Annotated in this window: 11 protein-coding genes and 1 pseudogene; all 12 read right to left on the bottom strand. The window is 58.1% G+C overall.

Annotated elements, in window-relative coordinates; translation table 11 throughout:
* Positions 1-9: 9 nt before the first annotated feature.
* The gene (carA, locus tag HMPREF2820_RS02275) at positions 10-1,242 is read right to left on the bottom strand and encodes a glutamine-hydrolyzing carbamoyl-phosphate synthase small subunit (protein ID WP_371455680.1); all 1,233 of its coding nucleotides are present in this window, start codon (positions 1,240-1,242) and stop codon (positions 10-12) included.
* 38 nt (positions 1,243-1,280) lie between these two features.
* Complete coding sequence (locus tag HMPREF2820_RS02270; RefSeq protein WP_016422710.1) at positions 1,281-2,642, bottom strand: dihydroorotase; 1,362 nt, start codon at positions 2,640-2,642, stop codon at positions 1,281-1,283.
* On the bottom strand, positions 2,643-3,596 hold the full coding sequence (locus tag HMPREF2820_RS02265; RefSeq protein WP_070602580.1) for an aspartate carbamoyltransferase catalytic subunit: 954 nt from the start codon (positions 3,594-3,596) through the stop codon (positions 2,643-2,645). It lies immediately after the preceding gene.
* Entirely contained in the window at positions 3,593-4,162 is a 570-nt protein-coding gene (pyrR, locus tag HMPREF2820_RS02260) for a bifunctional pyr operon transcriptional regulator/uracil phosphoribosyltransferase PyrR (RefSeq protein WP_016422708.1), read from the bottom strand. Before pyrR ends, HMPREF2820_RS02265 begins: the two co-directional genes overlap by 4 nt.
* Positions 4,163-4,596: 434 nt before the next feature.
* Positions 4,597-5,118 (bottom strand): annotated as a pseudogene (gene nusB, locus HMPREF2820_RS02255) (transcription antitermination factor NusB); the annotation flags it as partial.
* A gap of 48 nt (positions 5,119-5,166) precedes the next feature.
* Positions 5,167-5,730, bottom strand: coding sequence for an elongation factor P (gene efp / locus HMPREF2820_RS02250; protein ID WP_016422706.1), 564 nt, complete (start codon positions 5,728-5,730; stop codon positions 5,167-5,169).
* Positions 5,731-5,817: 87 nt separating this feature from the next.
* A complete protein-coding gene (locus HMPREF2820_RS02245) occupies positions 5,818-6,990 on the bottom strand; it encodes a M24 family metallopeptidase (protein WP_070602578.1) in 1,173 nt (390 codons plus the stop codon).
* The gene (aroQ, locus tag HMPREF2820_RS02240; RefSeq protein WP_070602576.1) at positions 6,987-7,463 is read right to left on the bottom strand and encodes a type II 3-dehydroquinate dehydratase; all 477 of its coding nucleotides are present in this window, start codon (positions 7,461-7,463) and stop codon (positions 6,987-6,989) included. The genes HMPREF2820_RS02245 and aroQ overlap by 4 nt, the downstream gene beginning before the upstream one ends.
* Positions 7,460-8,569: a 3-dehydroquinate synthase gene (aroB, locus tag HMPREF2820_RS02235; RefSeq protein ID WP_070602574.1), complete on the bottom strand. Its 1,110-nt coding sequence runs from the start codon at positions 8,567-8,569 to the stop codon at positions 7,460-7,462. Before aroB ends, aroQ begins: the two co-directional genes overlap by 4 nt.
* 87 nt (positions 8,570-8,656) lie before the next feature.
* Complete coding sequence (locus HMPREF2820_RS02230; protein ID WP_048731844.1) at positions 8,657-9,178, bottom strand: shikimate kinase; 522 nt, start codon at positions 9,176-9,178, stop codon at positions 8,657-8,659.
* Positions 9,179-9,218: 40 nt separating this feature from the next.
* On the bottom strand, positions 9,219-10,406 hold the full coding sequence (aroC, locus tag HMPREF2820_RS02225) for a chorismate synthase (RefSeq protein WP_210398694.1): 1,188 nt from the start codon (positions 10,404-10,406) through the stop codon (positions 9,219-9,221).
* 94 nt (positions 10,407-10,500) lie between these two features.
* Positions 10,501-11,016, bottom strand: coding sequence for a prepilin peptidase (locus HMPREF2820_RS02220; protein ID WP_246822197.1), 516 nt, complete (start codon positions 11,014-11,016; stop codon positions 10,501-10,503).
* Positions 11,017-11,058: the final 42 nt, after the last annotated feature.

Raw genomic sequence — 11,058 nt, 5'->3', positions numbered from 1 at the left:
AGCCCTTTCCTACTTGTTCGAGTTTCCGGTTGCGGACTTGTTGAAATCGACCTGCTGGATCAGCGCCAGGAAGTCATCAAAGAGAGAGTGCGCATCGTGCGGGCCGGCTGCGGACTCCGGGTGGTACTGCACAGAAAAGGCCATGCCGTTCTTCAGTGCGACACCTTCCACGACGTCGTCGTTAAGGCAGGTGTGCGTAACCTCTGCCTCGCCCCACGGGGTATCGAAACTCTCGCCGGCCTTGCCTTCAAGTGCGAAGCCGTGGTTCTGAGCGGTGATAAAAATACGGCCAGTGTGGTGGTCCTTCACCGGAACATTGACGCCGCGGTGACCGAAGACCAGCTTGTAGGTACTCAGGCCGAGTGCGCGGCCAAGAATCTGGTTACCGAAGCAGATACCGAATAGCGGCATGCCGTCATCGAGGGCAGCCTTGGCGACCGCAACCATCTCATCAGCGGTTGCCGGGTCACCCGGGCCGTTGGACAAGAAGACACCGTCCGGCTGGTATTCCTTCTTAATATCTTCGTACGGAGTGTTAGCCGGAACAACTACGACTTCCAGGCCACGCTTAGCCAGCTCACGCGGGGTGTTGGACTTGATGCCCAGGTCGTAGGCCACAACACGTGCCTTCTTCTCCCCCTGTGGTTCCACGACATAGGCCTCATCGGTGCTGACCTCGCGAGCCAGATCCGCGCCCTTCATCGCAGGCTGAGCGCGAACGATTTCCACCAGCTTATCGACGGGCTGCTGTGCGTCCTCACCGGAGAAAATACCAGCGGCAATCGAGCCATTGTCGCGCAAATGGCGAACCAGCGCGCGGGTATCAATCTGGCGGATACCGATGATGCCCTGTGCCTTCAGTTCATCTTCCAAGCTGCGCTCCGAGCGCCAGTTGGAGGGAATGCGCGACAAATCGCGGATAATAAAGCCAGCTGCCCAAATCTTGTTTCCGCGGGACTCGTAGTCCTCATCGTTCCAACCGGTGTTGCCGATCTGTGGTGCGGTAGCCACAATCAGCTGGCGGTGGTAGGACGGGTCCGTCAGGGTTTCCTGGTAGCCCGTCATAGCGGTGGTAAAAACTGCCTCACCCAGGGTTGTACCGGTGGCGCCGAAACCGCGTCCGCGGAACACTCGGCCATCTGCCAATACCAGGACTGCCGCTGTAGCGGCCGCGGCCTGCGACTCGTTGCTCACGTTATTGCCTTTCAGTTGGGTAGCGTGCGAGGAATTTACATTAATCATACGGGACGCATGTGAATGTTTATGCGTTGACATGAATATTATCCAGCGACCTCTCCGTTAAGAGCGGTCACCTTACCGCGCAGCACGGTAGCTGCCACGGACACGGCCATCTCCATTTCCTCATATGGAGTGTTCTCAGACTTCGACGCCAGGTCTTCACCGCGGACCGTCCACTTTTTGCCCGGGTCAACAACGGTCAGGTTGGCAGGCTCACCGACAGCAATCGGACGGCCGTGCCCCGGTAGCTTCACGATTTGAGCGGGACGCTCACTCATGACCTTGGCCAGCCAGCGCCAATCACAATCGCCCTTCAAAACGAACTCTTCGGCGATGATTGGCATCGAGGTCTCCAGACCAAGCATGCCGGGCTTAGCGTGCTCGAACTCGCAGCACTTTTCTTCAGAGCCGTGCGGAGCGTGGTCGGTAGCGACACAGTCAATGATCCCGTCAATCAGAGCCTGACGCAGAGCCAGGGTGTCGCGCTGCTCGCGCAGCGGCGGATTGACGCGGTAGACGCCGTCGTAGGTCTCCAACTTCTCATCGGTGAGAATCAGGTGATGCGGGGTAACCTCGGCGGTCAGCGGAATATCATGCTCCTTTGCCCACTTGACCAGCTCAACCGTGCCTTCGGTGGAAGCGTGGCAGATGTGCATGCGTCCGCCGTAGTCGCGAGCCATAATGGCATCTCGGGCCACGATGGACTCCTCAGCTACGCGCGGCCACCCGGTCAGGCCGAGTCGTGCGGCGGTCGGACCTTCGTGAGCCGATGCATCTGCGGTCAGACGCGGATCTTCGCAGTGCTGCGCAAGCAATACGTCTTCGCCGCGGGCGTATTCAATCGCGCGGCGCATAATCAGCGGATTATCAACGCACTTACCGTCATCGGAGAACATGCGTACCTTCGCCTGCGAGTCTGCCATCATGCCGAACTCAGTCAGCGTCTCGCCCTTCAGCCCCTTAGTAATGGATCCGACCGGGTGAACGTCGCAGAGGTTCAGCGCCTGGCCCTTGAGCCACACCGACTCAGCAATCGAGGGGTCATCGGTTACCGGCGCGGTATTGGCCATAGTGAACACTGCGGTGAAACCACCGCGTGCTGCGGCGGCGGAACCAGTGGCCAGGGTTTCCGTATCTTCACGGCCCGGCTCGCGCAGGTGCACATGGATGTCAACCAGGCCTGGCAAGAGAACGAGGGAGTCGAACTCCAGGACCTCTACCCCGTCCTCGGCCGTGAGATTTTCCCCAATCTCAGCGATAACGCCATCTTCGATCAAGACGTCGACGTCTTCGCCTTCACCGTAGGGACGCACACCCTTCAGCAGCAGCTGTCCCCGTGCGGGTGCTGCCAATGGTCCTACCTCGGGGTACGAGGCTTCGTCATACTCATTGCGATTCGACATTTATGCCTGCCCTTCCAAGTTGGCGGAAACACCTGAGGTCAGCAGTGTGAAAAGAACTGCCATGCGGACGTGGACACCGTTGGCTACCTGCTGCAGCACGGCAGTGCGCGGCAAATCAGCGACGGCATCGTTAATTTCCATGCCACGAAGCATCGGGCCTGGGTGCATCACAATGCAGTCGTCGCGAAGCATCTTCTCGCGAGCCTTCGACAGCCCGTAGCGAGTGGCGTATTCGCGATGGGATGGGAAGAAGCCTCCGTTCATGCGCTCCTGCTGAACGCGGAGCATCATCACGGCATCAGCATCGCGGATCTCGTCTTCCATGCGGTAGGCAATACGCACCGGCCAGGTCTCGATGCCAAACGGCAGCAGCGTCGGTGGCGCGACGAAGACGACCTCGGCGCCGAGCTTGCTTAGCAGATCGGCGTTAGAGCGAGCGACGCGAGAGTGCAAAATATCGCCAACGATGACGACCTTGCGCCCCTCAATTCCACCGAGGCGCTGACGCAACGTCACCGCGTCCAGGAGAGCCTGCGTCGGGTGCTGGTGCTTTCCGTCACCCGCGTTGATGATCGATGGGCCGTTGCCAAATTCCTCAGTCCACTTGGCGATCAGCTGTGCCGCGCCCGACGATGGGTGCCTAACGACGATGGCATCGCCGCCGATAGCATCCAAAGTCAGCGCGGTGTCTTTCAGACTTTCGCCTTTCTTCACAGAGGAAGAGGAAGCCGAGATATTAATAACATCGGCGCTCATCCACTTACCCGCAGTCTCAAAAGAAGAGCGGGTACGCGTGGAGTTCTCGTAAAAGAGGTTGTAAATAGTGCGGCCGCGCAGGGTCGGCAGCTTCTTAATTTCCCGACCGCGGATGACCTCCTTGAAACGATCGGCCTCATCCATCAGGCCGACAACTTCATCCTTGGTCAAATCCGCAATGCTAATCAGGTGTTTCACTGTTCCTCCGCCCGGGTGAGAATAACCGCGTCACGGCCGTCAAGTGCCTCTACCAGCACATCGACGTCTTCGTCGCGGGAAGTTGGCAGATTCTTACCGACGTAATCGGCGCGAATTGGTAGTTGACGATGACCACGATCAACCAGCACTGCAAGCTGAATTACTCGCGGGCGACCGATGTCAGCAATAGCGTCGAGTGCGGCACGAATTGTGCGACCTGAGAAGAGGACATCGTCTACGAGAACAACGGTGGTGCCGTCGATTCCGGAGTTTGGAATGTTCGTGGGCTGCAGGGCGCGGTGCGGGCCCTTGCGCAAGTCATCCCTGTACAGGGTGATATCAAGCGATCCAGTTTCCGGGCGAATGCCGGAGAACTGTTCAATCAAATCGGCTAGCTTCTCCGCCAGCGGTACGCCACCAGATGGAATACCGAGGAGAACTACGCGCCCAGCATTTGGGCTATCCAGCGCAGTTTTTTCAATAATTTGGTGCGCGATGCGCGCGATGGTACGTGCAACTTCGTCTGCATTGAGCAGCTCGGTTGTTTGCGGCGTTCCTTCGCTCATCGTGACCTCCTTCCCCGCCTCTCAGTGCGGTCCGTTAAAGGATGTCTTGATTGTGGATATTTGATTATCAGTTTGCGTGACCCGCAACTACGGGCGCGGTGCAAACTTCCGCTGACCAGAATAGCACTCACATTTAAATTGCCTCTAAATGCAACAAAACTCCAAGCCCCCAAAAAAGGGACTTGGAGTTTCAGACAATCCGCGAGAACCGACTGCGATCGGCTCGCAGTGAGCCCGGCCGCTTTGATTGGCTAGGACCCGTTCTCGCTCTTAGCCACGTCTTCAGCCACCAGCTTGGCAATATCGCTCATGTCCAGGCCGGTAATCTTAGCCATCTCATCGGAGTCAGCCAGTGCCTTGTCAGCTTCCTCATTTGCAGCAGCCTGTGCCTGAATAGCCTCGTCGAACTGGGACTCGCCCACCGAAGTGCTAACAGCTGCTGCTGCCAGGCGTGCCTGGTCGGCAATCTTGGCCTCGGCATCGAGAACTGCGTTGATGTACGGTGCCGCCACATCAGTGGAGTATTCCGATGCCAGCTCAACGCCTTCCACCACGGCCACACGCGGAGGCACGTCGGAGTTGTAGAACAGCTCCCAGGTGGAAAGACGCAAAATAGCACGGTCGACTGCCGGTAGGCGACGCAGCGGCCACTCCTCCGTCAGGTACGAAGAAATCGTCGAGTCGATACCGATAATTTCCGCAGCTACACCGCGCACGATCTGCTCGGTGTACTCCGCAATTGGATTCACATCCAGATCGGGATTACGGACCATTTCCAGCCGCTCTTCAAGAAGCTTGACGACGTCGACGCCTCGCTGCTCGGCCTCAAATAGCAGATCTACCGCACGACGGCGCGCACGGTAGCGCGCGCCGTGGCGCTTGTAGTTAGGTTCGCGAACTTTCGCGGACTCCTGCGCATCCGGGGTCTCGACGGACTTGTGATCCTTTTCAGTCATGGATGTGTATGTATCGCTCTCAACAAAAGGGTGAACTAGATGAGGGAATTAGTGGTTGACGCGGGACAGGTAGGAGCCGTCACGGGTGTCGACCTTCAGTACGTCGCCGGTTTCGATGAACAGCGGCACCTGAATCTCAGCGCCAGTCTCCAAAGTTGCCGGCTTGGTGCCACCGGTGGAGCGGTCGCCCTGCAGACCCGGGTCGGTCTGCTCAACCTTCAGTTCAACCGAAACAGGCATTTCAGCGAAAAGAACGTTGCCCTCATGGAAGGACACCTGGCAGGTGGTTTCCGGAAGCAGGAACTTAGCACCCTCCGGCATCTGAGCGTCCAGGATGGAAATCTGGTCGTAGGTCTTGTCATCCATGAAGACGTATCCTTCACCGTCGTGGTACAGGTACGTCATGTCGCGGCGGTCGACGGTAGCAGTCTCAATCTTGACGCCAGCGTTGAAAGTCTTGTCAACAACCTTGCCGGTCAGAACGTCCTTCAGCTTGGTGCGGACGAATGCCGGACCCTTACCTGGCTTGACGTGCTGGAACTCCACGATCTGCTGAAGCTTGTTGTCGTGCTTGATAACTAGACCGTTCTTAAAATCTGCGGTGGTAGCCAACTAAACTCTCCTGAAATTGTTAAAAAGCTCTCTGACGAAACCACGATACTCCGTATCTCATCGAGAGAAAAATAAAACGCCGTGATGTTAGGCTCGCGGTTTCGGCAGCTGCGTAATAATTTCCGGCTCGTTGTCCGTGATAATCAACGTATCTTCGATGCGCACACCGCCGAACCCCGGCACATAGATACCAGGCTCGATGGTCAACGTCATGCCAGCTGCCAACTTCCCCTTGCCAGTGCGAGCAGCAAATGGAGCCTCATGCACCTCAATACCGATTCCGTGGCCGGTGGAATGAACGAAGTGCTCCCCATAACCAGCCTTTTCAATAATGTTCCGGCATGCTGCGTCAACAGTCACAACATCAGCCCCTGGCACGGCCGCTTTTACGCCAGCCAGCTGGGCTTCCAGCACGACATTGTAAATCTCTCGGGCCTTCTCGTCTGCGAACTCCACCCCGGCAACAATCGTGCCGTCCAAATCCGACGACGTATTGTTCGGATCGTTTTCGCTTGACGACGTTCCCGCCTCACCGGCAAAGAGGGTACGTGTCATATCTGAGTTGTAGCCCCCGGCAAAGGCGCCAAAGTCAATAGTGACCAGGTCACCTGCCTCGATTACGCGATCTTCCGCTCCGTGGTGTGGCTTGGCGGAATTCGGGCCGCTCGCGACAATCGTGTCGAAGCTTGGCCGATCGGCGCCATGCATGCGCATGCGGTACTCCAACTCTGCGGCGACTTCGCGCTCCGTGCGGCCGGCGACCACGATGCCGTCGTGAAGCAAGTCCTCGAATGCGCGGACCGCGATGTCGGCGACGTGGCGCAGAGCGACGAGTTCCGTATCGGACTTGACCTCCCGCAGTTTAGAGACGACGCCCGTAGTCGATACCAGCTCGAGTGCCTGTGGCCGGGCATCCTCTAGCTCTTGGTAAGCGGCCATAGTGAGGAACTCAGATTCAACACCAAGACGCGAGATATCCAGCTTTCGGCATTGACCGACGAGTGCCACGCCGGTGTTGCGAGCGGTGAGTAACTCCACGTCCGGTGCCTGTTTGCCAGCCTGAACCGTATAGCGGCCGTCGGTGGAAAGCAGCGCTTCCCCACTGGCCGCAACAATCAAACCAGCATTCGAGCCGTGGAATCCCGTAAGCCAGCCAACATGCGTCGGGTCGACTGTGAGGAAACCGTCGCAGTCGTTGTCGGACAATGCGTCGATAAGAGCAGCTCGGCGGGCGGCGTAGTTCGTGGAGATATCTGTCATAGTGTCGTACTCACCCTTCTCAGTGCCATGGAATAGCCATCAGTTCCGCACCCGACGATAACGCCCGCGGCAAGCGCTGACAGGTACGAGTGGTGCCGAAACTCCTCCCGGGCGTGAATGTTTGAAATATGGACCTCGTGGAAGCCCGCACCGTCGGCAACTTCGGCAAGCGCGTCACGCAGGGCGACGGAGGTGTGTGTCAACCCTCCTGGATTGATAATGACTGGCCAACCGTAGTCGGCAGCTTCATGAACCCACTCGATGAGTTGACCTTCATAGTTGGATTGGCGGCAATCCACTACGACGCCAAGCTCCTTGGCCAGGGTGCGAAGTTCAGATTCGACATCGGCTAAAGTAGTGGCTCCGTAAATTTCTGGCTGACGCTTGCCCAGTCGGTCGAGGTTCGGGCCGTTCAGAACAAGCACGGTCGGAATCGCCGCTGTGGCATCCGTTGCTGCGCGAAGAGAGGTCATGAGCGGGTTGACTCCTCCGATGCGGCCTGCCCATTGTTGCAGAGCAGTTCGTACGCACGCTCGAGGTCATCCATGCCCGGGCCTTCAAGACGGGCTGTTTCACCGGGGTTTTCTAGAATAACGAATCGGATCGCACCGTCGCGGTTCTTCTTATCCCTGGTCATCGCATCGTAGAGCTCGGTAAAACGACCTGTCTGGTAGGTCGTTGGCAGACCAATGGACTCTAGGATGCGACGGTGGCGGTCTACGAGTTCCTGATCAATATGTCCGGTGATCTTGGCCAGCTCGGCAACATAAACCATGCCTACAGCTACGGCATGGCCATGGCGCCAGCGGTAGTTTTCAAAGTGCTCAACGGCATGACCGAAAGTGTGGCCATAGTTCAGGATCTCACGGAGGCCAGATTCCTTCAGATCCTCAGCGACAACGCGTGCCTTGACAGCAATCGCGCGCTCGACCAGTTCTGGCAGGTCACCGTCAACATCGAGGCAGGCCTGCGGGTTTGCCTCGTAAAGATCGAGAATCTTCGTGTCCGCGATAAATCCAGCCTTGATAATCTCTGCCGAGCCCGCGATTAGCTCGGCCTTCGGCAAGGTGCGCAGGACATCAAGGTCACAGAACACCGCGGCAGGCTCGTGGAAAGCGCCGACCAGGTTCTTGCCGGCTGCAGTGTTGATACCGGTCTTACCGCCGACAGCTGCGTCGACCATGCCGAGCAGCGTCGTCGGGACCTGGATAACCTTCACTCCACGCATCCACGCGGCGGCGACGAATCCACCGAAGTCTGTAGCTGCACCGCCGCCAATCGCGATTACCGCGTCACGCCGGCCCAGACCGCGTTCACCAAAAGTGTCCCAAACTGTTTCAGCAACTGCGAGCGTCTTGCCCTCCTCCGCATCCGGAACCTGGATGCTAAAGGCGTCGACTCCTTTGTCCGCCAGAGCCTTGATGACGCCGAAGCTCAGCTCTTGAACGCTCTCCTGGTGAATCACCGCAACCTGGGAGGCAAACGTAGCGGCCTCCGCAATCTGCTCGGTGAGTCCATGCCCCATGGTCACCGTGTACGGGGATGGGCCTTCAACACGGATTGTGCGGGTTGAGTTCATTGTCAGTCCCTAGTCGTTAGCGTAAGAAATGTATGGAGTTGCTGGTTATACGGCAGTGATTAGCTGCCCCCTTTAAAGAGTCGCCAGTTAAGCCTCGTCGCAGGTTTCATCGAGGTAGCTGAGGATCTCGGCCACAACGCGCTGCGGGGAACGTTCGTCGGAACGCACCTTGAAAGTGGCTGCATCTTCGTAAAAAGCTCGGCGAGCCTCATAGAGCGCGCGGTAATGAGCCTCAGGGTCATCCGCCTGGAGCACCGGGCGCGAATTGTTACCCGCTGTACGACGGACCCCCTCTGCAATGCTGATCTCGAGGTAGACGACGTTATGGTCTGCCAGCAGGTCACGGGTCGCCTGCGAAATCACGGCACCACCGCCAAGTGAGACGATTCCGTCGTGGGTCAGAGCCTCCGCCACGATTTGTTCCTCGATACGGCGGAATTCCGGCTCTCCCAGCTCGGAAAAGACTTCCCCACAAGTCTTGCCCATGCGCTGTTCAATCATCTCATCGGTATCGGTGAGTCTTGTGCTCAATGCACGAGACAGTCGACGACCGATGGTGGACTTTCCCGATCCGGGCGGTCCGACAAGGACAATAGTAGGAACGGACATTCCCCTCGTTTTACCCTTCTTCGTGTGCGCGACTGTGGCGCTATTTCCAATCAAGGCGACGTCGAGTCTGCTCCAAGTAGCCCTCAACGTTACGCTTGGTTTCCTCCAGGCTATCGCCGCCGAACTTTTCCATCACTGCACGCGCCAGTACCAGCGCGACCATTGCCTCTGCGACAACACCGCCGGCCGGGACCGCGCAGACATCAGAGCGCTGGTGGATTGCGGTAGCTGCATCGCCGCTGGCCATATCGACGGTCTTCAGCGCACGCGGAACGGTCGAAATTGGTTTCATCGCAGCACGCACAACGAGAGGTTGAGCATTAGTCATGCCACCCTCCAGGCCACCGGCGCGGTTAGTTTCCCGATTCACGCCGTCGTCGGTGCGCACCATTTCATCGTGAGCCTCGGTGCCACGGCGACGGGCTTCCTCAAAACCGTCGCCGATCTCCACGCCCTTGACGGACTGAATTCCCATCAAGGCAGCCGCAAGCTGCGAATCCAGACGGGCATCACCGGAAATGTGCGATCCCAGACCCACCGGCAGACCGTGGACAACGACCTCGACGATGCCACCGAGGGTGTCGCCCTGCTTCTTGGCGGCCTTGATTTCGTCAATCATCGACTCCTCCGCAGCTGCGGAGAATGCACGCACTGGCGACTCGTCAATCTTGTCCTGATCAGCGAAGGTCGGCAGTGGCCCCTCGTAGGGCTCCGAACGACCGATGGAAATAACGTGGCTGACAACTTCCACACCGAGAGTCTCACGCAGAATTGAGCGTGCCACAACCGATGCCGCCACACGTGCTGCAGTCTCGCGAGCCGATGAACGCTCCAGGATGTTCCGAGCATCGGTGTGGTTGTACTTCAGCATGCCGTTGAAATCGGCATGCCCCGGGCGCGGGCGGGTTAAGGTGGCGCCACGAGCTGTATCCAAAACAACTGGGTCAACTGGATCCGGGCTCATGACCTCAGTCCACTTGGGCCATTCGGAGTTGCCGACCATAATGCCAATCGGCGATCCCAGCGTCTCACCATGTCGAATGCCAGTCAGCAGGGTGACCTCATCAGCCTCAAACTTCATTCGCGCCCCGCGACCATAGCCGAGGCGGCGGCGTGCGAGGTGGCGTGATACGTCATCTGTAGTCAGGGGAAGTCCGGCTGGCGCGCCTTCTACGAGAGCGATAAGCGTTTTGCCGTGAGATTCACCCGCGGTAGTCCAACGAAGCATAGGTATCATAATGTCACGTTTGCCGTACTTCTTGTGCATTTGGGGGCATACAAGTTTCAAATATGCCCCAATTCATCGCCCCTGGTCTACCGCTTCAGGGGACTTGTAGGTACCCTCCGCTTATCCCCCACACAATGGCGGTTGCTGCAAGCATCGCAGGCCCATGAGGCACGCTCGCCGGTACAGGCGCTGTTTTTGCTTTACGACGGTCACCCCAGCCCCGCTTTCCCGCGGTGACTCCTGCCATGAGGAGAGTGAGTCCGGCAGCCAACAGAATTGCCACTGCAATCCAAATTGCTGTCGCCACTGGCTCGCCCGATACCAGACCGACACCGCCCCCGAGAATTGCTGCGAGCTTCACATCTCCAGCCCCCATAGAGCGTGGGTTGAAGATGAAGACTGCTACATAGAGGCCAAACCAGAGGCCTATTCCTGTTCCTATGGCTGCGACTGCACTGGCGAGATTGTCAGCCAAGGTGCTCTTTTGCTGGAGCACCATTCCAGTGGTTGTTATCAGACCCACTGCCCCTAGCACTAACCACCAGTTCGGTAGTCGTCTCCGAGTCACATCCAACCAGCAGCCAATACCGCCCCAGCCGAGTACAAGCATCACGACTAGGAAATAGAAAACCCGGTCAAGGTAGACCGGGTC

The organism is Corynebacterium sp. HMSC064E08 (assembly GCF_001811805.1).
In the GTDB taxonomy this organism is placed as follows: Bacteria; Actinomycetota; Actinomycetes; order Mycobacteriales; family Mycobacteriaceae; genus Corynebacterium; species Corynebacterium jeikeium_D.
Note: the sequence above shows the minus strand (reverse complement) of the source record. Positions and strands in the feature narration are given on the sequence as shown.

Bases quoted from the DNA above. Each gene is read 5' to 3' on its own strand.
- HMPREF2820_RS02270 (WP_016422710.1), bottom strand. From the start codon at position 2,642: ATGTCGAATCGCAATGAGTATGACGAAGCCTCGTACCCCGAGGTAGGA.
- aroB (WP_070602574.1), bottom strand. From the start codon at position 8,569: ATGAACTCAACCCGCACAATCCGTGTTGAAGGCCCATCCCCGTACACG.
- HMPREF2820_RS02220 (WP_246822197.1), bottom strand. From the start codon at position 11,016: ATGCTTGTACTCGGCTGGGGCGGTATTGGCTGCTGGTTGGATGTGACT.
- carA (WP_371455680.1), bottom strand. From the start codon at position 1,242: ATGATTAATGTAAATTCCTCGCACGCTACCCAACTGAAAGGCAATAAC.
- aroC (WP_210398694.1), bottom strand. From the start codon at position 10,406: ATGCTTCGTTGGACTACCGCGGGTGAATCTCACGGCAAAACGCTTATC.
- HMPREF2820_RS02245 (WP_070602578.1), bottom strand. From the start codon at position 6,990: ATGACAGATATCTCCACGAACTACGCCGCCCGCCGAGCTGCTCTTATC.
- HMPREF2820_RS02230 (WP_048731844.1), bottom strand. From the start codon at position 9,178: ATGTCCGTTCCTACTATTGTCCTTGTCGGACCGCCCGGATCGGGAAAG.
- aroQ (WP_070602576.1), bottom strand. From the start codon at position 7,463: ATGACCTCTCTTCGCGCAGCAACGGATGCCACAGCGGCGATTCCGACC.
- pyrR (WP_016422708.1), bottom strand. From the start codon at position 4,162: ATGAGCGAAGGAACGCCGCAAACAACCGAGCTGCTCAATGCAGACGAA.